The organism is Deinococcus phoenicis (assembly GCF_000599865.1).
GTDB lineage: Bacteria > Deinococcota > Deinococci > Deinococcales > Deinococcaceae > Deinococcus > Deinococcus phoenicis.
In genome coordinates, this window is the sequence record NZ_JHAC01000023.1 from 18323 (window position 1) to 38624 (window position 20302).

General features: G+C 71.0%; 18 protein-coding genes and 1 tRNA gene. 11 read left to right on the plus strand and 8 right to left on the minus strand.

Annotated elements, in window-relative coordinates; translation table 11 throughout:
* The first annotated feature begins 85 nt into the window (after positions 1 to 85).
* From DEIPH_RS07255 to DEIPH_RS07265, 3 genes are read left to right on the plus strand one after another with little or no spacing between them, the layout of a single operon-like run.
* A complete protein-coding gene (locus DEIPH_RS07255) occupies positions 86 to 1312 on the plus strand; it encodes a SpoIID/LytB domain-containing protein (protein ID WP_034356138.1) in 1227 nt (408 codons plus the stop codon).
* Positions 1302 to 4118: an LPS-assembly protein LptD gene (locus tag DEIPH_RS07260; protein WP_034356141.1), complete on the plus strand. Its 2817-nt coding sequence runs from the start codon at positions 1302 to 1304 to the stop codon at positions 4116 to 4118. Before DEIPH_RS07255 ends, DEIPH_RS07260 begins: the two co-directional genes overlap by 11 nt.
* A 50-nt stretch (positions 4119 to 4168) precedes the next feature.
* On the plus strand, positions 4169 to 5278 hold the full coding sequence (locus tag DEIPH_RS07265; RefSeq protein WP_034356144.1) for a hypothetical protein: 1110 nt from the start codon (positions 4169 to 4171) through the stop codon (positions 5276 to 5278).
* An 11-nt stretch (positions 5279 to 5289) separates the two neighbouring features.
* Here the strand turns inward: DEIPH_RS07265 and DEIPH_RS07270 are convergent, their stop codons facing one another.
* Together DEIPH_RS07270 and DEIPH_RS07275 are read right to left on the minus strand one after the other, a co-directional pair.
* Positions 5290 to 6327, minus strand: coding sequence for a serine hydrolase domain-containing protein (locus DEIPH_RS07270; RefSeq protein WP_034356146.1), 1038 nt, complete (start codon positions 6325 to 6327; stop codon positions 5290 to 5292).
* Positions 6328 to 6488: 161 nt separating this feature from the next.
* Positions 6489 to 7466: an asparaginase gene (locus DEIPH_RS07275; RefSeq protein ID WP_034356207.1), complete on the minus strand. Its 978-nt coding sequence runs from the start codon at positions 7464 to 7466 to the stop codon at positions 6489 to 6491.
* Positions 7467 to 7592: 126 nt separating this feature from the next.
* Here DEIPH_RS07275 and DEIPH_RS07280 point away from each other — a divergent pair.
* A tRNA-Asp gene (locus DEIPH_RS07280) sits at positions 7593 to 7668 on the plus strand.
* Positions 7669 to 7913: 245 nt separating this feature from the next.
* Positions 7914 to 9821: a biosynthetic arginine decarboxylase gene (gene speA, locus DEIPH_RS07285; protein ID WP_034356150.1), complete on the plus strand. Its 1908-nt coding sequence runs from the start codon at positions 7914 to 7916 to the stop codon at positions 9819 to 9821.
* 212 nt (positions 9822 to 10033) lie between these two features.
* Here the strand turns inward: speA and DEIPH_RS20395 are convergent, their stop codons facing one another.
* The gene (locus tag DEIPH_RS20395; protein WP_162833995.1) at positions 10034 to 10201 is read right to left on the minus strand and encodes a hypothetical protein; all 168 of its coding nucleotides are present in this window, start codon (positions 10199 to 10201) and stop codon (positions 10034 to 10036) included.
* Between the two features lie 82 nt (positions 10202 to 10283).
* Here DEIPH_RS20395 and DEIPH_RS07290 point away from each other — a divergent pair, with 82 nt between their 5' ends.
* Positions 10284 to 11000, plus strand: a complete 717-nt coding sequence (locus DEIPH_RS07290) for an alpha/beta hydrolase family protein (protein ID WP_034356153.1) — start codon at positions 10284 to 10286, stop codon at positions 10998 to 11000.
* Positions 11001 to 11085: 85 nt separating this feature from the next.
* On the plus strand, positions 11086 to 11547 hold the full coding sequence (locus tag DEIPH_RS07295; protein ID WP_034356156.1) for a hypothetical protein: 462 nt from the start codon (positions 11086 to 11088) through the stop codon (positions 11545 to 11547).
* Between the two features lie 4 nt (positions 11548 to 11551).
* Here the strand turns inward: DEIPH_RS07295 and DEIPH_RS07300 are convergent, their stop codons facing one another.
* Complete coding sequence (locus tag DEIPH_RS07300; RefSeq protein ID WP_051517225.1) at positions 11552 to 12700, minus strand: AI-2E family transporter; 1149 nt, start codon at positions 12698 to 12700, stop codon at positions 11552 to 11554.
* 226 nt (positions 12701 to 12926) lie between these two features.
* Between DEIPH_RS07300 and DEIPH_RS07305 the strand changes: the two genes are divergently transcribed.
* The 4 genes from DEIPH_RS07305 (at position 12927) to DEIPH_RS07320 (ending at position 16893) form a co-directional block, all read left to right on the plus strand.
* Entirely contained in the window at positions 12927 to 14159 is a 1233-nt protein-coding gene (locus DEIPH_RS07305) for a class I SAM-dependent RNA methyltransferase (RefSeq protein ID WP_034356159.1), read from the plus strand.
* Between the two features lie 76 nt (positions 14160 to 14235).
* The gene (locus DEIPH_RS07310; protein ID WP_034356162.1) at positions 14236 to 14628 is read left to right on the plus strand and encodes a hypothetical protein; all 393 of its coding nucleotides are present in this window, start codon (positions 14236 to 14238) and stop codon (positions 14626 to 14628) included.
* A gap of 349 nt (positions 14629 to 14977) precedes the next feature.
* Complete coding sequence (locus tag DEIPH_RS07315; protein ID WP_034356165.1) at positions 14978 to 16255, plus strand: NAD(P)/FAD-dependent oxidoreductase; 1278 nt, start codon at positions 14978 to 14980, stop codon at positions 16253 to 16255.
* Between the two features lie 14 nt (positions 16256 to 16269).
* Positions 16270 to 16893, plus strand: coding sequence for a VOC family protein (locus DEIPH_RS07320; protein ID WP_034356167.1), 624 nt, complete (start codon positions 16270 to 16272; stop codon positions 16891 to 16893).
* A 391-nt stretch (positions 16894 to 17284) separates the two neighbouring features.
* On the opposite strand, the gene DEIPH_RS07325 is transcribed toward DEIPH_RS07320, so the two are convergent.
* From DEIPH_RS07325 to plsY, 4 genes are all read right to left on the minus strand, one after another.
* A complete protein-coding gene (locus DEIPH_RS07325; RefSeq protein WP_051517226.1) occupies positions 17285 to 17926 on the minus strand; it encodes a rhomboid family intramembrane serine protease in 642 nt (213 codons plus the stop codon).
* 72 nt (positions 17927 to 17998) lie between these two features.
* Entirely contained in the window at positions 17999 to 19018 is a 1020-nt protein-coding gene (locus tag DEIPH_RS07330; RefSeq protein WP_034356169.1) for an aspartate-semialdehyde dehydrogenase, read from the minus strand.
* A 160-nt stretch (positions 19019 to 19178) separates the two neighbouring features.
* The gene (locus DEIPH_RS07335; protein WP_034356171.1) at positions 19179 to 19478 is read right to left on the minus strand and encodes a hypothetical protein; all 300 of its coding nucleotides are present in this window, start codon (positions 19476 to 19478) and stop codon (positions 19179 to 19181) included.
* Positions 19479 to 19594: 116 nt separating this feature from the next.
* Complete coding sequence (plsY, locus tag DEIPH_RS07340; RefSeq protein ID WP_034356215.1) at positions 19595 to 20188, minus strand: glycerol-3-phosphate 1-O-acyltransferase PlsY; 594 nt, start codon at positions 20186 to 20188, stop codon at positions 19595 to 19597.
* Positions 20189 to 20302: the final 114 nt, after the last annotated feature.

A 20302-nucleotide genomic window follows, 5' to 3' on the forward strand; every position in this document is an offset into this window, starting at 1 on the left:
AGGGGAGCCGGGTGGGCTGCACGGCCCTCATCTCACGCGCCTGTCAGCCCCCGCACAGGGGCCGCCCCTTATACTCGCGGAACAGATGCGCTCCCTCCTGCTTACGCTGGCGCTCGTCACCGCTGCTCTCCCGGCCGCCCAGGCGCTCAATGTCCGGGTGCTGGTGGCGAGTGCGCCGCAGCTCACCGTGCGCCTGCCGGTCACGCCGCTGCCCGCGTCGTCCCCGCTGGTGGCGGCCCCGGCGGCCCCCTCCGCCCCGGCGCGGGAAACGGCCTGGACTGTGGGCGCGCGGGGCACGGCGCTGACCCTCAACGGGCAGGACGCGGGCAGCCCCACGCTGTACCTGCCGCCCACGCCGGGCAGCCTGGTCACGGTCGCGGGGCAGACCTACCGGGGCGGCGTGCTGCTGCGGGCCGTCTCGGGCGGCGTGCAGGCCATCAACGTGGTGGACGTGGAGGACTACCTGCGCGGCGTGGTGCCCGCCGAGATGCCGACGAGCTGGCCCGCCGCCGCCCTGGCCGCCCAGGCCGTGATCGCGCGCACCTACGTCGCGGCCCGCGTCAATCCGGCGTTGCCCTACGACACCTGCGCCACCGAGAGCTGCCAGGTGTACCGGGGCCTCATGGCCGAGAAACCCAGCGCCGACGCGGCGGTCCAGGCCACCGCCGGCCAGGTCGTCGCCTTCGGGGGCAAGGCCGCCAGCACCTACTTTTCCAGCGATTCCGGGGGCTTCACGGCCTCCAGCGCGGAGGTCTGGGGCAAAGCCCTGCCGTATCTGCCCGCCAAGGCCGACCCGTATTCGGGAGGCAGCCCGCGCGCCCGCTGGCGGCTGGAGATCGGCGCCGCGAAAGTGGCCCAGGCCGCCGCCGCCTACCGCGTGCGGGTGGGCACCCTGCGCGACGTGCGCGTGACCCAGGCGAGCGAGTCGGGCCGGGCGCTGGAGGTCACGCTGACGGGCAGCGGGGGCGTCACCCGCCTGACCGGGGCCGACGCGGGCGGCTTCGTGCGGGCGCTGGGGGCGGCCAGCAGCCGCGCGACCCTCAGCGGCCCGGTCGGTCCCCAGACGCCGCTGGTCGTGGAGGGGTCGGGGTCGGGGCACGGCGTGGGCCTCTCGCAGTACGGGGCGCTGGGGCTGGCGCGGCAGGGACAGGACCACCTGCATATCCTGGGGTTCTACTACCCCGGCACGGCCCTGAGCCAGCTCGCCGCCGCCCCGCGAACCGGGCAGCCCGTGCTGGCCCAGGTGCAGCCGCTGCCAGGCCTGCCGCCCCTCCTCCCCACGCTCGCCCTCTCCGGCCCGCATGGCGAGTAAGGCCGTCCGGAACCTGTTCCGGGGGCGGCCGTTCCGGGGTCAGGTCAGGCGCGGCGCGCTGGTCACACTGACCTCGCTGGCCGGGCTGCTGGCGCTGGGCGAGGCAGACGCGCGCACCGTGCGGATCGTGCAGGCGCAGACGCTGGAACTGCGCCGCCTGGACGATCAGGAAATCGTGATCATCACCGGGGGCGCGGGGGGTGGCCCGGTGGAACTGCGGGTGGACGACGACGTGGTGCGCGCGACCCGCGTCGAGTACAACCGCACCCGCCGCACCCTGACCCTGATCGGGGCCGCCACCTACCACACCGCCCGCGACAACCAGAACCTCCAGGGCGAGAACCTGGTGGTGGACCTGGCCGGGGAACAGCTGACCGGCGAGGACGTGCTGATCAGCGACGGCGACATCGAGATCCGCGGGCAGGAGGTCGAGCGCATTCCGGGGCAGCTGCGGGCGACCGGCGGCTACTTCACGCCCTGCGCCAAGTGCGGGCGGACGCCCAACGACTACGCCTTCCGCGCCGAGCGCCTGATCGTGTATCCCGGCGACCGCCTGGTCGCGTACCGCGCGCAACTGCTGCTGGCCGACTTCCCGGTGCTGTACCTGCCGGTCGTGGTGATTCCGCTGAACGATCCCGAGCGTCAGCCGCGCCTGGCGGTGGGCCGCGGCGACCCCGACGGCGTGACGGTCGAGGCCGACCTGCCCTTTTCCATCGGTGCGAACACGCTGGGCACCAGCCTGATCCGCTACTACGAGAACCGCGACCCCAGCATCGGCCTGGGCGTGGCGCTGCGGTCCTACGCGCCGCTGCCCTTTGTGGACCGGGTCAACCTCTACACGCTGGCGAACCCCAAACCCTTCGCCGCCGACGGGACCCGTCAGGTCGGCTACGACGTGGACCTGGACTTCAGCGCGCGGGGCCGGGTGCCGCTGGCGCTGGCCGTGCGCGACCTGGACTACACCCTGAACGTGGTGCGGCGCGACATCGGGCGCACCGAGACGGACCCCGAACGCGGCGTGACGCGCGTGAACTTCACGGCCAACGTCGAGTACCCCAGTTTTGCGGCGCAGTTCAACTACGTGGACCGCTTCGGCCCGGAACCCACCACCGCGCTCACCACGCCGCTGAAGCAGCCGGAAGTCGTGCTGGACCCCAAACCCTATACCCGGGGCAACCTCAGCGCCGATACCAAATTCACGGCGGGGCGCTACACCGGGCAGAGTAACCCCCTCTCACGCAGCGCCACGGCCCAGGGGATCAACATCAGCACGACGCGGCTGGAGGAGCAGCACAGCGTCAACTACAGCGTGCAGCCCTGGAAGAACGCCGACCTGACGCTGCGCAACACCTTTACCGGGCGCTATTACGGCACCGGGGCCAGGACGGTACAGCTCGACGCGGGCGCGCAGCTCACCCAGCGCTTCAACGTGACGAACACCGTCACTGCCCGCTACAACTACATCCGCATCGAGGGCACCAGTCCCTTTGCCTTCGACGCGCTGTCGGGCCGCCGCCTCAGCGCGCCGCTGAGCGTGGACCTCTACACGGTGCCGGTGCCGGACGTGATCTTCGGGGCGTCGTACACCCGGGACCTGTTCCTGCCCTGGAACCAGCAGGCCCCCGCCACCTTCCGGCTGAACGTGAACCGCCTGCCCGTGCTGCTCGCGTACAACCTGGCGCACAATTTTGCTACTGGAGAACTGGAAAGCACCAATTTCAACCTGACGCTGGGTGACCGGGGCCTTTCGCGCCCGGTCAGCCCGGTGCCGGTGCGCCCCGGCCAGCCGCCCGTGCCGGCGCCCTTCCGCGCCACCTGGCCCGCGCCGAACCTCACCCTGACGGCCAGCGGCGGGTATACCCGCACGGGCGGCTACCAGCCCTTCACGGTGCGCGCGACCGTGACCGGGGATAACCGGGCCAATTCGTTCAGCGTGTACGCCACCCACGACATCCAGACGCCGCGCCTGAGTGCGGTGGGGGCCGAGTTCAGCGGCGTGACCCGGCAGGACACGGTGCTGAACCCCATCAGCTTCACGGGCCGCGAGAATCTGAATCTGCTCACGCCGCGTGTGACCGGGGCCTACAGCCTCACTTGGCGCGGCGCGTACACCCTCTCGACCGCGCACGACCTCGCACTGGAGCAGGCCGAGAACGTCAAGGAAAGCGGCACGATGACCTTCAGCGTGGGCACCGCCAGCGGGCGCGCGACCAGCTGGCAGCTCACCTACGGCGGTCCCTACGACGTGCGGCGGGCAGGCTTCACGCGCCCCAGCGTGACCGGCACCCTGACCGCCACCCGGCCCGGCCAGCGGCTGGGGTTGTCGGCGGTCGTGAACACGCCCGGCCTGGACCAGCAGCGCAGCGAGCTGGTGCGCGCCGACGTGAGTGCCGACTGGCAGTTCGGCACGCGGGTGGCGCTGGCGGGGCGGGCCGTGTACACCCGCAGCCGCACGGGCACCTACCCGGACGACGTGCCCACCGACACCCTGATCCTGGACCCCATTCAGGTGGGCCTTGCCATCGGCAGGGGGCCGAAGCCCGGCGCGTACCTGACCGGCAGCCTGCGCCAGACCTTTACCTGGAAGGATGGCGAGCGCCAGAACCCTGCGCCGCTGGCCCCCGTGATCGGCCTGACCATCGACCGCTGCTGCTGGGCCTTGCAGGCCGAGATCGACATGAGCCTGCGGCGCTACCGCCTGGGCATCAGCCTGCCGGGCAGCACCAGCTATCCGCTGTTCGACTACGGCACGGGCGGCCTGAATGTGCCGCTGCTGCCCGGTGCCCTGAATCCCGGCAACCGCTAAGGGCCGGTTCTCCCGCCCCCCCTTTTTTTGCCTTGTCCCCGGAGGTTCTCTTGAAACGTTCGCTGCTTCTGCTCTTGCCCGGCCTGCTGCTGGCCGCCTGCACCGGCACCGAGGAGTCCACGCCGCCCACCCGTCTGGCCGTGCTGACGGACGGGGGAGCCTCGGTCCGCACCGTGACCGTCGGGGGAACGGGCGTGACACCTGCGCCCGCCGATCCCAGCGTGACCGTCAACGGCGGCGTGACCCTGGACACCCTACCCGGCGGCAAGCGTCTGGCCCTGACGCTGACGGGCGGCATCGAGAGCCGGGACGTGGATCTGGCCGACGTGCAACCCTTCGCGCCGCCTTTCGAGGTTGCCGGCTTCGTGTCGCCGCCCTGCCTGAAGACCACTGTCCTGAACGCGCAGCGCGACCGTCTGCTGACCCTCAGCCAGTGTGGGAGCGGGGGCACGGCGAACGGAACGCAGCAGCTTGCCCTGTACCGTACCGACGGGACGCTGGTGTGGCGCGCGGCCCTGCCGGTGGCCTTCACGCCCACCGACCCGGACGCGCCGCCCGTCCGCCTGGCCCTGGTGCGTGAGGGCACGGTGGATATCGGCATCGTGGCCCGCCCGGCGCTGGGCGGCGGCAGCGAGGTCCTGCGGGCCGCCGTGCCCACGTCCAGAACCGGGTCGGACCTCGCCGACGTGAGTGCCCCGGTGTCGGCCCCCGCCATCCGCGACCTGGCTCCGGCTCCGGGTGGCAGCGTGGTGTATGCCGCGACCGATACCGGGGTACAGCCCCTCACGGGAACGGGCATTCCCGACGCCGCTGCCACGCTGCCCGCCTTCGGCACGGCCCGGGTGGACCGCCTGTGGACCGGGGTGGGCAGCGGCGCCGGCGGCAACCTGATCGCCGCCTGGCGCGACACCACCCTCACGGGAGGGGGCAGCGAACCCCTACGCCTGTGGGACGGTACCCGCTCCAGCGCCGCCGTCGTCGCCTACGTCTCCGAGCTGCGCGACGTGACCTTTGCCCTCGACGGCAACCTCTACGCCCTCACCCGCACGTCCCTGACCAGTTACGACACCCTCTTCGGGCTGACCCAGGGCAACTGGCGCGCCACGACCCTCCTGTCCAACCTGAACGACGCGCGCGCCGTGACCTGGCTGGTGCCCTGAGCGCGCCGAGTTCAGCGTTCAGGACGTCCGGCTAACGGCGGGGCACCCAGGAGTGTCAGCAGCGTCGCCGGCACCGCGCCGCGCGGCCCCCAGAGCGGCAGGCCGCCGCGCACGAGCAGGGTCACGGCGGCGCCGTCCGCCGGGCGAAAGCCCAGGGCCGTACGGGTGCCGCGTGCCACACCGTCGTGCCACCACACGCCCCGGGTCTGAAACCAGCCGGGCGCGACGCCGGTCAAGTGCGGGGGCAGACCGGGGGACCGCGTGACAGCCTGCCAGTCTGTCCCTGCCCGGCCGTCCAGCTGCGCGGTACCGAAGATCAGCAGGTCCGCCGCCGTGCCGAACAGCCCACCCGCGCCGATCAACGGCCCGAAGCCGGTCACGCCCTCCCCGAACAGGGTGGCGGTGGGAGTCACCAGCCGGGCGGGGTGAGGCGTGGCCGTCACGCTTTCCAGCGCCAACGGGCCGGTCACGTGCCGCGCGAGGGCCTGAGCGTACCCCGCCGCGCTGACCGCCTCATCCGCCGCATGCGCGAGAGCCAGGGCCAGCACACCCGCACCCAGGTTGGAATAGACGAAGCGGCCTGCCGCGCGGCGACTGGCCCAGCGGCGCGCACTCAGTAGCACACCGGGCGCGCTCATCTGGCCGTAGGGGTCCTGAAAGTGCGTGAAGGCCGTCACCATCACCCGGGCCGGGTGGGGCGGCAGGCCCGCCGTGTGGGTCGCCAGCGCCCGCGCCGTCACGAAGTGGGGAAAGCCCCGCAGCGGTCCCCCCAGTGCCGAGATCGGGGCGTCCCAGGCCAGCCGCCCTTCCCGCACCAGCGCCCCGGCCAGCGCCGCTGTGAAGGGCTTGGTCACGCTGGCGAGTTCAAAGACGCCCTCACGCGGCACGCCCCCCAGCCCGGCCAGGACGACCCGTCCTTCCCGCGCCGCGCCCAGCACGCCCCCCCGCCGGAACGCGGCCCGCAGCAACGGCAGGGCGGGCCGGACCTCCTGGCCCAGCACCTCCTCCACTTCGGCCAGGGCGGCGCGCAGGGGATCACGGCGAAACATGGAGTCAGGGTAGCGTCCCCGCCCGAGTCCCACCGTGCCAGTTCTGGCGGGTGTGGCCGCACTGACCATAAAAAGCCGCCCTCTCGGGCGGTGATGGAACCAGGATAGCGTAGAATGCAGGGGAAGTCAAAGTATGCAGGGGGCTTCGCCGGGGCCGCGCCTCACGCCCAGCGGAGCGGCAGCTCTACTTCGGCCGTCCCCACCTCCCGGCCCGCCCAGTTGTACTGCACGTTCGGGGCGAGCGCGCGCAGTTCCGCCGTCACGGGCACGCCCAGCGCCTCCAGCATGGCGAGGGCGACATGGGGCCGCGCCCGCTCGCCGCCGTCCTGCACCTTGAACGCCACACCCAGCGGCCCGCGCGGTGTCTCCCGCAGCGCCATCCCGTAAAAGGCTTCCGCACCCATCTTGGCCGCCAGACCGGGGACCAGCGACATCAGCGTGGTGTCGAGCCGGCCGGGTCCGGCGATCAGGAGGGGATGGGCGGTCATGGCCCCAAAGACGCGCTCCAGTGCGGGGGCGAGGGGGCCGGCCAGACTTTCGGCAGGGGCGGCCAGCCGTGCGAAGACGCGGGCCATCCCATGCAGCGGCAGCGCGAGGGCGGGCACGCTGCATCCGTCGGTGCCCACGTGAACGTCGTCCATCGCCACGCCGCCCAGGTCCGCGTGCAGTTCCCGGATGCGCAGCTGGAGCGGGTGGGGCTGTTCGGTGTACCCCTCGCGCGGCCACCCGTTCAGGACGCAGGCGAGGAGCATGCCCGCGTGCTTTCCCGAACAGTTGTGGTGCAGCGGCGTGGGCTGTTCGCCCCGCCGGATCAGGTCGGCGGCGGCAGCGGGGTCGAAGGGCGGGTGCGTGCCGCAGCGCAGGTCCTCCACTGTGCTGCCCGAGCGCGCCAGCAGCCGCGCCACCACCGCCAGATGCTCCGGCGTGCCCGCGTGGCTCGCGCAGGCGATGGCGAGTTCGTCCCCCGGCAACTCCGGCGCGGCCAGCGCCAGCGGGAGCGCCTGCACCGGCTTGGAGCTGGAGCGCGGGAAGGTCACGAGGTCCGCATCCCCGCAGGCCGCCACCTGCCGCCTGCCCGCGTCCACGACCGCGACGTGGACCCTGTGGAGACTCTCCGGCACCCCGCCGCGCGTGAAGATGACCTGTCCGGCCTGCCCCGCTCCCGTCTGCCCTGTCATGGTGCCCAGGGTAGCGTGGCTTGACTTCTGCCCGCGCGCCCTTTAACCTTCTGTCCGCTGGTGCGCCAGTGTTGGTCCGACAGTTCTGGTCCGGTAGTGTAGCGGTTAGCATAACTGCCTGTCACGCAGTAGGTCGCGGGTTCAAATCCCGTCCGGACCGCCATCAGAAGAGAGCGAGGTGCCTAAGCCTCGCTCTTTTTGTTTTGGCTTTCAGCAGAGGAGCTGCTTTCTGGCGGCTGAAAGCGGAGCACTGGCCGCGCAATTGCCACCCATGCCCCCACCCATGCCCCCGCCTTGCCGTATCATGCGCGGCGGTTTCGCACGGCGTCCGTGAGCAGCTTCCGCAAGGCAGGCTCCCTCAAGGCCCCGCGCACGGCGAGCCTACCTTAGTCACGGAGGACGCCTGAATTGACGACTTTGCCTTTTTCTGTTGCTGACGCCGCCGAGCTGTACCAGGTGCCGAACTGGAGCGGCGGCTGGTTTCGTGTGAACGACCGCGGCCAGGTGGAAGTGACCCCCGCGCCCGGCCTGCACGCGCCCCTGCGCCCCATCATCGACGAGATCGTGGAGCGCGGCGAGAGCCTGCCGGTGATCCTGCGCTTTCCGCAGGTCATCGCGGGCCGCGTCAAACACCTCAACGATGCCTTCCGCAAGGCCATTACCGAGTATGGCTACAGCGGGCACTACCAGGGCGTGTTTCCGATCAAGGTCAATCAGCGCCGGGTGGTGGTGGAAAGCATCGCCGCCGCCGGGTACGAGTACGCGCACGGGCTGGAGGCGGGCAGCAAGGCCGAACTGGCGCTGTGTCTGGCGCAGCGGCTCAACCCCGAGGCCCTGCTGTGCTGCAACGGCTTCAAGGACGACGGCTTCATCAAGCTCGCGCTCTGGGGCCGCACGCTCGGCAAGAACGTGGTCATCACCATCGAGAAGTACTCCGAGCTGGACCGCATCCTCAAGCAGGCCCGCGCGCTGGGCGTGAAGCCCGCCATCGGCGTGCGCTTCAAGCTGCACGCGCGCGGCTCGGGGCAGTGGGAGGAATCCGGCGGCGACCAGGCCAAGTTCGGGCTGAACGCCTACGAACTCCTGCGCGTGGTCGAGCGGCTGCGCGAGGAGAACATGCTCGACTCGCTGGTGATGCTGCACACCCATATCGGCTCGCAGATCACCGACATCCGGCGCATCAAGGTCGCCGTGCGCGAGGCCACCCAGACCTACGCGGGCCTGATCGCGGCGGGCGCGCAGCTCAAGTACCTCAACGTGGGTGGCGGCCTGGGCGTGGATTACGACGGCTCCAAGACCACCTTCTACGCCTCCATGAACTACACGGTGGCCGAGTACGCCGCCGACGTGGTGTACACCGTGCAGGAGGTCTGTAAAGCCCGCGAGGTGCCCGAACCCACCATCGTCTCCGAGTCGGGCCGCGCGCTGACCGCCCACCACGCCGTCCTCGTGATGCCGGTGGTGGACGTGACCGGCCCCACCCGCGACCTGGAAGAGCTGGCCGCGCCCAACGAGGACAGCCACCAGATCGTCAAGGACCTGGAAGAGATTCTGGTGGGCATCAGCGCCCGCAACTACCGCGAGATGTACAACGACGCGGTGGGCGACAAGCAGACCTTGCACAACCTCTTCGACCTGGGTTACGTCACGCTGAACGACCGCGCGCGCGGCGAGGCGCTGTTCAACGCCATCCTCCGCAAGATCGCCAAACTGATTCAGGGCGAGAAGTACGTGCCCGACGAGCTGGAAGACCTCCAGAAGGTGCTGGCCGACAAATACATCTGCAATTTCTCGCTGTTCCAGAGCCTGCCGGACAACTGGGCGATTCAGGCGCTGTTTCCCATCGTGCCGCTCGACCGCCTGGATGAGAAGCCCACCCGTCAGGGCACCCTGGTGGACATCACCTGCGACAGTGACGGCAAGATCGAGAAGTTCATCGACCTGCGCGATGTGAAGGCGACCCTGCCGCTGCACGAACCCGGCAGCCGCCCCTATTACCTGGGCGCGTTCCTGATGGGCGCGTATCAGGACGTGCTGGGGAGCGCGCACAACCTCTTCGGCAAGGTCAGCGAGGCGCACGTGACGGTGCGGCCCGGCGGCAAGTTTCACATCGACCTCTTTGTGCGCGGCCAGAAGGCCCGGCGCATGATCGAGTCGATGGGCTACGAGGAACCCATGCTGCGCGACTCCATCGAGGACCAGGCGGACGAGGCCCTGAAGGAGGGCACCCTCACCTCCGACCAGGAACACGAGCTGCTGGAAGACTACGGCGAGGAGCTGCTGGGTTACACCTATCTGGAGTACGAGGAGGGCTGAGGGAAGCGGAGGCCACCCCGGCAAAGTCGGCCGACCCGCCAGACACACCCTCTGCGGTGCTGTGGCGGGTCGGTTTCCGTGCGGTCTTATACGAACTTAAGGTGAGTCGAAGACGAACCCGAGCGGAGCGAGAATAAGAGAATACCGGCTGGCGGCGATGGAAGAACATCCGGTGTTGTGCCCGGATGTTCTGGAATCAGAGCAAGTCGGTCTTAGCGGTTGTCCTGTTCGGTCGTGGTCGTGGTGCTCGTGCCCTGCGGCTGACCGCTGGAGTCGAAGGACTTGGTCGTGGTGGTGCTGGTGCTGCTCTCGGTCTTGTTGTCGCAGGCGGCCAGCAGCAGCGCGGCGCAGGCACACAGCAGGGTCAGGGCCTTTTTCATGCCCCCACTTTTGCGGCGGAGCGCTGACGCCAGATGAAAGAATGCGGCAGAAGGTCTTTACGCTGAGGGGGAGAATGACGCCGTGAACATTCCCGGCCTGGACCTCCCGCCCCTCCCCGGCGCTGCCGCCCTCACGCTGCCCCTGGAAGACGTGACGCTGGGCGGTTACTTCTGGGCGCAGCCGCAGTCCGCGCCCGCCGTTCTTCTGCTGCACGGCTGGGGGCAGGACGCCTCGCACATGGCGCACCCGGCCCGGCTGTTCCGCGCGGCGGGGTGGCACGCGCTGAGCCTCTCGCAGCGGGGCTGGCGTGGGTCGAGCGGCTGTGACGACTACGGGCGCAGCGGCGCGGGCGACGTGCGGCGGGCGCTGGCGTGGCTCGGGCAGCAGCCCCGGGTGACGTCCACCCTGCTGCTGGGGTTTTCGATGGGCGGGCTGGTGGCGCTGCTGGCGGCTTCCGCGCCCTGCGCCGCGCGTGGGGTCGTGGCGGTGAGTGCGCCCACCGACCTGCGCCGCACGGCCCGGACCACCGCGCTGGGGATTTTGCGCCGCTATTACGACGTGGTCCTCACCGAGCGGCAGTGGGTGGAGGGTTCGCCCCTGCACCACGCCGCGCACCTGGGCGTGACCGCCCTGATCGTGGTCGGCACGGAAGACCGCTTCTGCCCGCCGGAGGAGGGCCGCAGTTACGCGGCGGCCACCGGCGCCCGCCTGCTGGAGCTTCCCGGCATGGCCCACCAGCCGACCGGCGAGGAGTGGCGGCTCATCGTGGGGGAGACGCTGACCCTGTTCGGGGGCTAGCCTGTTCGGGGCCAGGGCGCAAGCGTGAACGGTCCCCCGGCCCGGCCCCATCTTCTCTCACCCCCGGCCCGGCATGATTCCGGGCATGGAGCCTCAGTCCTTCCTGAAGTCGGCCGCCGCCGGTTGCGCCGCCACCCTGCCCATGTCGGTCTGGATGCTGGCGGCGCAGCATTTCCTGTTGCCGGGCCGTGAGCGGTACCCGCTGCCGCCCGAGCAGATCACCGAACACGCGGCGGAGGCGGTGGGCCTGGACACGGTGGCCGAAAACGAACCGGCGCTGAAGGCCGCGACCGTGTTCAACCACTTCGCTTACGGGGCGGCGGCGGGTGCCCTCTATGCCCCGCTGCGGTCCCTGCCGGGTGCGCCGGTGGTCAAGGGGATGGGTCTGGGCCTTTTCGTCTGGACCGGCAGTTATCTGGGTTTGCTGCCCGCGACGGGCCTGCTGAGTTCCGCCAAACACCACCCGGCCCGCCGCAACGCCCTGATGATCGTGGCCCACCTGATCTGGGGTGGGTGGACCGGCGTGCTGGCCGAGCGCAAGCGGTAGGTGGTCAGGCGTCCGGCGTGTGCTGCCTGTCCGGCGGCCCCCCGTCCCGTTGTCCCGCCCGGCCCTGATACGCCCGGCTGGGCAGCCAGTAGCGTACGGCCCAGCGTTGCAGCAGCAGGGCGACCGGCACGGCCAGCAGCGCGCCCCACGCGCCCGCCAGCCCCAGCCCGATCAGGACCGCCACCATCAGGGCCGCCGGGTTGGCCTGGGTGGTGCGGCCCATCACCAGCGGCCCCAGGACATTGCCGCCCACCTGATTGAGAATGAAATACAGCCCGGCCACCAGCGCCAGCGTGGTCGTGCCCTGCGGAATGGACTGGAGCAGGGGGGGGACGGTCGCCAGGACCATCCCGACAAAGGGCACCAGATACAGCACGGCGGTCAGCAGCCCCAGCGCCAGCGGGTTGGGCACCTTCAGCAGCAGCAGGCCCAGGCCCGCGAGGACGCCCACGCCCAGGCCGGTCAGCAGTTGCCCCCGGATAAAGCGCCCGAAAGAGACGCTGACATCCTCCGAGAGGCGCTCCATAGTGGGTTGCCAGTCGCGCGGGAAGACCTTCAGCAGGCCGCGCCCGACCCGTTCGTAATCCAGGGCGAGGTACAGCGCCAGCGTCAGCACCAGCCCTGCCTGCCCCAGCCAGCCCAGCAGGCCCGTCAGCCGACCCAGCAGCGAGGGACCGGAAAACAGCATCTGGTCCAGAATCGGGCCGATGTTGTGGGCGATCTCGCCCGCCTTGGTCTGCACGTATTCGGCCAGGCGGTGCTGAAAGGCCAGCATCCCCGACCCGCCGCTGGTGTGGCTGAGGGCCGAGTCCAGCAGCGCGGTGAGGCGGTCGGCCAGCGCGGGCAGCCCCTCCACGAAACTGCTGACCTGCGTGACCAGCCGCCAGAACAAGAGCGCCACGATCCCCAGGAAGGCCAGCAGCACCAGCAGCACGCCCCAGGCCCGCCCCAGCCCACGCTTTTCCAGCCGGACGAGCAGGGGATTGACCAGGTAGGCCAGGCCGTACGCCAGAGCCACCATCACCAGCACGCTCGACAGCCGCCGCGCAGCGAGGGACAGCAGCAGCAGCAGTAGCAGATAGGCCAGCAGCCGGACCAGCGGCCTGGCCCACAGGTTCTCCAGCATCTCGGGCACGGTGCGGGTTCGGTTCAAGGCGGCTCCTTGGGCGTGGGAAAGTGGCGGGTGGGGGGGCGGCTCTGTCCCGACTTTAGAACAACCATCAGCAAGGGGGCGGGCCGCCGCGTGTTCCGGTGGGTGGCTGGTGGACGCGGGAAGCGGTTTCCTGGCCCCTCAGGACAGCGGCGATCGAGCGGCCCCATCGCCCTTCGCGTCCGGCCTTCCCTTCGCCGGGGGCTGGGCGCGCTACCCTGTGCCCCGTATGTCTGACGCTCTGATCACGCTGGAAATCGAAAAACTCGTCGCCGGAGGGCTGGGTCTCGCGCGGGACGAGTCCGGCGTGGTGCTGGTGCGCGGGGCGCTGCCGGGCGAGCGGGTGGAGGCCAGCGTGCGCGCGGGCCGGGGCGTGCGCCAGGGCCTCACCCGCGAGGTGCTGCGTGCCAGTCCCGACCGGGTGGACGCGCCGGACCTGCCCACGGTGGACCTCGCGCACGCGTCCTACCCGGCGCAACTGGTCTACAAGCGCGGTTTCGTGGAGGAGGCCCTCTCGCGCATCGCCAAGCTGCGGCACCCGGTCGCCGAGACCGTGCCCAGCCCACACGAGTGGCACTACCGCAACACCGCGCAGTACCTCGTGACGCCCCAGGGCCTCGCCTACCGCGAGCGGCGCGGGCGCGACCCCCTGGTGGTGGGGCAAGACCCCCTGGTGATGGCGCAGATTCAGGCCGTGCTGGACCGCGTGGACCCCGCTCAACTCGACCCCGCCACCGAGGTGGCCTTCCGGGCCAGCCGCCTGACGGGTGAGGTGGTCGCGGCCCTGATCGGGGCGGGTGAGCCGCGGGTCTTCCTGCGGGCCAGCGACCACCTGATGGACGCCGGGGTGGTCGGCGTGAGCCTCGCGGAACCCGCCGGGCGGCGCTTCGGCGCGGGCGTCCGGTTGATCGCGGGCGAGGCCGAGGTGCAGGAGCAGTTCGGGCGCGTGCAGGTGGGCGTGACCGCGACCGGCTTCGCGCAGGTGAACCCCGAGGCGGCGGGTCTGGCCTATCTGCGCGCGGCGGAGCTGGCCGGAAGCGGCCTGCACGCGGTGGACCTGTACGGCGGTTCGGGGGCCATCGGGCGGCACCTGGCCCCCCACTTCACGCGCGTGACCGTGCTGGATTCCTCCCCCGAGGCGCTGGCGCGCGGAAGGCAGGCGGTGGCCGTCAGCGGCGAGCGCAACGTCACCTACCGCAGCGGCGACGCGGCCCGCTTCAGCGAACTGGGCACCGACGTGATCGTGGTCGACCCGCCCCGTGCGGGCCTGGAGGCGGAGGCGCGCGACCACATCCATGCCAGCACTGCCGACCGCCTGGTCTACGTGAGCTGCGACCCGGCGACCTGGGCGCGCGACGTGGGCGACCTCACCCAGCGCGGCTGGAAACTGGGGGCCGTCACGCCGCACGACTTTTACCCGCAGACCAGCCACGTGGAAGTCGTGAGCGTGCTGGACCGCTGAGCGGGGCGCCCTTGACCGATCACTCACGCCCGCCGGGGCGCTGGGAGGAACGCGTTACGCTGCGGGCGTGAAGCGAATGGCCCTGCCTCTGCTGCTGCTGCCGGGCCTGCTGTGCGGCTGTCAGGACCGGGAGGCGCGGGCAGAAAATGCCCGGCTGGCCGCCCGCGTCACGGCGTTGGAGGCCCAGATCGGGGCGCTGGCGGCGCAGGCCAGGACCGAGCGCCGGACCCGGGCCGACGCGGACAGCGTGGTGAGGCAGGCCGCCGCGCAGAACTGCGCCAACGATCTGGCGCGCTTTCTGGAGAGCCTGCGTCAGGACGTGGGCACCTACCCCGCCATGCGGCTGGTGACCCTCCCCGACTCGTGCGTGGACCTGCGCGTGAACTGGCGCACGCTGAAGCCGGAAGCCTATGCCTTTGACGTGCTGGACAAGGGTGGAGAAGTCCTCGCCACCGGGCGCGGCCCCTGAGGCCCGGCGTTCCGTCCCTGTTTGCCCTGGGCTGTTAGAGCATTTGTCAAAAAGAGAGCTTCTTGTTGACCGAGCGGGCGGGCAGCGGGCAGGCCCCATCCGGGTGCCGTTTTGCCCAAGAAGGCGTCCTCAAGGGGAGGGCAGGCTGGCTCAAGCGCGTCCGTTCTGACCGACCGTCCGTTCTGGAGGCGTGGCGTGCTCCTGCGCGTCCGTTCACGACGATGCCCAAGACAGCGAGTGAAAGAGGAAGAGCGTTTGGGACTTGCAAAGCTCCGAAGGAGAGAATGGAGCCGGAAGAGGCGCTTTTCCTCCTCCGGCGTAATTCGGACAAATGCTCTAGGCTCGGCCCATGCAGGACATTCTGGTGATTGGCGCAGGTCTGGCGGGCCTGACGGCGGCGCGCGTGCTGACGCGGGCGGGGCGGCGGGTCCGGGTGCTGGAGGCGGCGGACCAGGTCGGGGGGCGGGTGACGACGCGCCGGGTGGAGGGCTTCACGCTCGACGCCGGGTATCAGGTGCTGTTTCCGGCCTATCCGGCGGTGCGGCGGCACCTGGACCTGGACGCCCTGGACCTGGTCCGGGTGCCTTCCGCCGCCGTGGTGCGCCGGGGCGCGCGGGCGGAGGTGCTGGGCGACCCCTTCCGCGACCCGGCCAGTCTGCCGGGCACCCTGACGACGCGGGTGCTGACGCTGGGAGACAAGCTGCGGGTGGCCCGGCTGGCGGCCAGCCTGCGTGGTCCGGCCCCCCATACGCTGCTGGTCGGCCCCGACGAGACCACCGAAACCTATCTGCGCCGCCAGGGCTTCAGCGAGGGGGCGCTGGATCACTTTTTCCGCCCCTTCTTCGGCGGCGTGTTTCTGCGGCGTGACCTGCACACCAGCGCGCGGCTCTTTCGTTACTACTTCCGCATGTTGATGGACGGCGGCACGGCTCTGCCCCGTTCAGGCATGGGGGCCATTCCCGCCCAGCTCGCGCAGGGGCTGGACGTGACGACCGGCGTGCGCGTCACGCGGCTGCGGCCTCATGCCGGGGCGGCGGGCGGCCCTGCCGTGACCGCCGTGACCTCGGCGGGGGACCTCGATGCCCGCCACGTCATCGTCGCCACCGACCCGGACACGGCGCAGACCCTCACGGGGGAACCGGTGTCACGGGGTCGCCTGGGCAGCACGTACCTGTATTACGCGGCCTCCCACCCGCTCGACGACCAGCCCCGCCTCCTGCTGAACGCCGAAGAGGGCCTGATCAACAACGCGCAGTGGACCAGCCGGGTCATTCCCGAGCGGGTGCCCGCCGGGCAGCAGCTCCTGACCGTGTCGGTGCTGGGCCTGCCCGATCTGGACGACGACGCCCTGGACGCGGGGGTGCGCGGTGAACTGTCCCGCTGGTACGGCACGGCGGTGGCGACGCTGCGGACGCTGGGCACCGAGCGCATCGCCTTCGCGCAGTACCCGCAGCCGCCTGAATACGCCGCCACGCTGCCCGGCCACGCTGCCGCCCTGCCCGGCGTGCTGCTGGCTTCCGAGGTCACCTCCATGAGCGGCATCCAGGGGGCCATGGAAAGCGGCGAGAAGGCCGCCGCGATCCTGCTGGGCGACCTCGCGGCCATGAGCCGCCCACGCGGGGCATAACGTACCCTGACCCCATGACCTCCACCCTCGACCACCTCGTGATCGCGGCCCGCACGCTCCCGGAGGGCCGCGCGTGGCTGGAAGGCCGGCTGGGCGTCTCCATGCATCCCGGCGGCGGGCACGAACACTTCGGCACCCACAACGCGCTGCTGTCGCTGGGGCCGGACGCTTACCTGGAGGTCATCGCGGTGGACCCGGCGGCCCCCGCCCCTGGCCGCCCCCGCTGGTTCGGCCTCGACACCCCAGAGGTGCGCGGGCTTCTGGAGGATGGGCCACGGCTGCTGCACTGGCTGGCGCGGGTGCCGGGCCTCGCTGGCCCCGACCTCACGCCTTTCGGGGAGGCCCTAGAGCTGTCACGCGGGGAGAACCGCTGGACGTTGACGGTGCCGGACGACGGGCGCCTGCCGGGCGGCGGCGTAGTGCCCAGCCTGATCGCGTGGCACACGCTGCCCCCACCCACGCGCCTGCCCGATGTGGGTGTGCGCCTGGAGAGTCTGACGCTGGGCACCCCCGACCCGGATGGGCTGCGGTCCCTGCTCGACCGGCTGAACTTCGTGGGTGAGGTGGAGGTCCGGGAAGCGCCCCAGCCGGAACTGTCGGCCCTGCTGGTCACGCCGGATGGGCTGGTGACGCTGTGAAGAGGCAGGAATGACGCCGACGCCACCGGATGACACCTGGTCCGTCCACCCGGAGGGACTGCCGGAGCGGGCCAGCGTGGGCGCGGTGGTCCTCCGGCGGGAGGTCGTGGGCTGGCGCGTCGCCACCGTGGTCGAGCGGGGCGAGTCCTTCCAGCTTCCGAAGGGTGGGTTGGAGGCAGGGCTGTCACGGGTGCGCCTGGTGGCGGACCTCGGCGTGCTGGAGCGGCAGAACGACGCCCGCACCCGCTGGCAGGTCACGCGCTACTTCCTGGGTCTGACGGACGAGGAAGGGGAGACGCCGCTGGAACCGGGCTTCCGGCTGGAATGGCATCCGCTGGACGCCGTCCCGCCGCTGTTCTGGCCGGAGCAGGCGCGGCTGGTGGCAAGTTCGTCAGAATCTCGAACGGGGCGAGGACGGGCTGATCTGAGCGGCGCGCGGTGGGCGTCTCCGGTGCAGCAGCGCCGCCGCGAGCAGGCCCGCCAGGAAGCCGAACAGGTGCGCTTCCCAGGACACGACCGGGTTGGTGGGCAGCACGCCCCACAGCGCCCCGCCGTACAGGAAGAGGGCCACCACGGCGGCGGCGATGGCGACGGGGGTCCGCTCCCACCAGCCCACGCCGAGCAGGTAGGCCAGGTAGCCGAACACCAGCTCGCTGGCCCCCAGGTGGACGCTGTTCCCGCGCCCGAAGAGCCACACCAGCAGGCCGCCCACGACCACGATCACCAGGGTCGCTGCCAGAAAGCGCCCCACGCCGCGCAGGGCGCTCATAAAAGCCAGCACCGCCAGCGGGACCGTGTTGGCGATCAGGTGCCCGAACCCCACGTGCAGAAAGGGGGCCGTCAGCACGTGGGGCAGGCTGCCGGGGTCGCGCGGCACGATGCCGTAGCTGTCCAGCGTCCCGCCGAACGCGAACTGATCGATCAGCTCCTGCGCCCACTCCCCGCCCACCAGCAGCAGGGCCAGCAGCGCGGCCAGCCCGGCGGGCGACCGTCTGCGCGCGGGCCGGGGCGGGAAGGGGGGCCGGGGTCTCACGCTCCCAGTCTGCCCCAAAAGCGGGGCGGGCGACCGGAAGGTTTCCCCGGTCGCCCCTCTCTTTCGGGTGGCCTACCCGCTGACCCGTCCGCGCAATGCGCCCTTTTCCTGGAGGTACTCGGCGATCTGCACGGCGTTCAGCGCCGCACCCTTGAGCAGCTGGTCGCCCGCCACGAACAGCTCCAGGCCGCCGTCAAAGACCAGCGAGGCCCGGATGCGGCCCACCTCCACGTCGTATTTGCGGGTGGCGGTGAGGGGCATCGGGTAGAGCCGCGCGGCGGGGTCGTCGCGGACCTCCACACCCGCCGAGTGCCGCAGCAGCTCGCGCGCCTCTTCCGGGGTGGCGGGGCGCTCCAGTTCCAGCGTGATGGCCTCGCTGTGGGTCCGCAGGGTGGGGATGCGGACGGCGGTGCAGCTGATGCTCAGCGACTCGTCGCCCAGAATCTTGCGCGTCTCCCAGACGACCTTCATCTCTTCTTTGGTGTAGCCGTTGTCCTGGAAGGCGTCGATGTGCGGAATGACGTTGAAGGGCATCGGGTAGGCGAAGACCTCGGCCTCGGGCTGCCCGCCTGCCAGTTCCACGCGGGTGCCCTCCAGCAGTTCCTCGATGCCTTTCTGGCCGGCCCCGCTGGTCGCCTGGTAGGTGGAGACGATCATGCGCCTGACGCCGTAGGCGCGGTGCAGCGGCGCGACCGCCACCACCGCGATGGCCGTCGTGCAGTTGGGGTTGGCAATGATGCCTTTGTGCCGCAGGGCCGCGTCCCCGTTGACCTCGGGCACGACCAGCGGCACGTCCGGCTCGTAGCGGAAGGCGCTGGAGTTGTCGATCACCAGCGACCCGCCGGCCACCCACGCCGGGGCCTTTTCCTTGCTGATGGACCCGCCCGCCGAGGCGAGAATCACGTCGGCATCGATCGCGCCTTCGGGGGTGGCGCGCACCGTCAGTTCCTGCCCGGCAAAGGGCAGCTTCAGGCCCGCCGAGCGGGGACTGGCGTACAGTTGCAACTCGTCCAGTTTCAGCGTGCTGCTTTCCAGCACCCGCAAGAGTTCGTGTCCGACCGCACCGGTGGCTCCCACAATCGCTACGCGCATCCCACGCCTCCCTCAAAAAAAAGCCCGCCACGCGACTCTCGCGGGCGGCTGCGTCCAGGGCCGCCCTCACGGGATAGTGGTCGTGTGGCGGCGCATAGGGGCAAGGTACCCGCCGGGGGCCGGGGGGTCAAGCGGGCGGGCTAGAGAAGGTCCTTAGGTTCTATTTCCTGCGCCGCAAAAAGGACAGCCACCCCGCCCGCTCGGGCTGCCGCGCCGGGGCAAAGTCCGTCATATGGATCTCGGCGTCGGGGTGGGGGGCAGCTTCCCAGCCCCCGGGCGTGGCGATCAGGCCGCCGAAGCGCCCGGCAGCGTAGCGGGCGTGTTCCTGCTCGGCCTCCTCGCTGATGGCGCGGGGGTCGGCGAGGGCTTCGAGCATTGCCTGGAGGCTGTCATCGTCGCAGGCCCAGTGACCCTGCGAGAAGGTGGCTTCCTGACCATAAATCCGAATGCTGACGGGCATGGACGCTCCCGGGCCGAACGGGCTGACCACCGTCCGGGCTTGTCAGTTGTCTTGACCCGACCAGCATAGCGCAAGCGCCGCGTCTGCTCCCGGAGTTCCGCGCCCGCCTGCCCGCTTCACTTCGGTTCGCCCAGCCGCCGCTCCTGCCCGGCCTGGAGGCGGCGGATGTTGTCGCGGTGCTGCCAGGTCAGCAGCGCCGCCAGAAAGGCGACCGTCAGGCTCAGCCAGCCGGGACGGTTCAGCGCGGCCACCAGGGTCACGGCGGTCAGTGCCCCCAGGATGCTGCCCGCCGAGACGAAGCGCGTGAGCCACATGCACGCCGCGCCCACCACAAAGGCCCCCGCGCCCACCAGCGGATCGATCGCCAGGATGGTCCCGAAGCTGGTCGCCACGCCCTTGCCGCCCCGGAAGCCCAGAAAGGGGCTGAAGTTGTGCCCGATCACGGCGGCCACGCCGCACAGCGCCGCCCAGGCCGGGTCGAGGCCCAGCGCCCGCGCCAGCCACACGCTGGCGGCCCCTTTCAGGATGTCGAACACGGCCACGGCCAGCGCCGGTCCCTTGCCGAGCGAGCGCAGCACGTTCGTCGCGCCGCTGTTGCCGCTGCCGACCGTGCGGATATCCACGCCGCGCGTGCGGGCCAGCCAGGCGGCGGCAGGCAGGGAGCCGATCAGGTAGGACACCAGCACGGCCAGGAGCACAATCAGGATCACGGTTCCGATTGTACGCATTGGCCTTCCGCCCTGGGACTTCCTTGAGGCTCTGGCGTGGGGGGAGCGCCAAGGTCCCGGTGCCCCAGGGGCGCGCGAAAGCCGAAACGCTGCGGC

Bases quoted from the DNA above. Each gene is read 5' to 3' on its own strand.
- DEIPH_RS07255 (WP_034356138.1), top strand. From the start codon at position 86: ATGCGCTCCCTCCTGCTTACGCTGGCGCTCGTCACCGCTGCTCTCCCG.
- DEIPH_RS07260 (WP_034356141.1), top strand. From the start codon at position 1,302: ATGGCGAGTAAGGCCGTCCGGAACCTGTTCCGGGGGCGGCCGTTCCGG.
- DEIPH_RS07270 (WP_034356146.1), bottom strand. From the start codon at position 6,327: ATGTTTCGCCGTGATCCCCTGCGCGCCGCCCTGGCCGAAGTGGAGGAG.
- DEIPH_RS20395 (WP_162833995.1), bottom strand. From the start codon at position 10,201: ATGAAAAAGGCCCTGACCCTGCTGTGTGCCTGCGCCGCGCTGCTGCTG.
- DEIPH_RS07295 (WP_034356156.1), top strand. From the start codon at position 11,086: ATGGAGCCTCAGTCCTTCCTGAAGTCGGCCGCCGCCGGTTGCGCCGCC.
- DEIPH_RS07305 (WP_034356159.1), top strand. From the start codon at position 12,927: ATGTCTGACGCTCTGATCACGCTGGAAATCGAAAAACTCGTCGCCGGA.
- DEIPH_RS07310 (WP_034356162.1), top strand. From the start codon at position 14,236: ATGGCCCTGCCTCTGCTGCTGCTGCCGGGCCTGCTGTGCGGCTGTCAG.
- DEIPH_RS07315 (WP_034356165.1), top strand. From the start codon at position 14,978: ATGCAGGACATTCTGGTGATTGGCGCAGGTCTGGCGGGCCTGACGGCG.
- DEIPH_RS07320 (WP_034356167.1), top strand. From the start codon at position 16,270: ATGACCTCCACCCTCGACCACCTCGTGATCGCGGCCCGCACGCTCCCG.
- DEIPH_RS07330 (WP_034356169.1), bottom strand. From the start codon at position 19,018: ATGCGCGTAGCGATTGTGGGAGCCACCGGTGCGGTCGGACACGAACTC.
- DEIPH_RS07335 (WP_034356171.1), bottom strand. From the start codon at position 19,478: ATGCCCGTCAGCATTCGGATTTATGGTCAGGAAGCCACCTTCTCGCAG.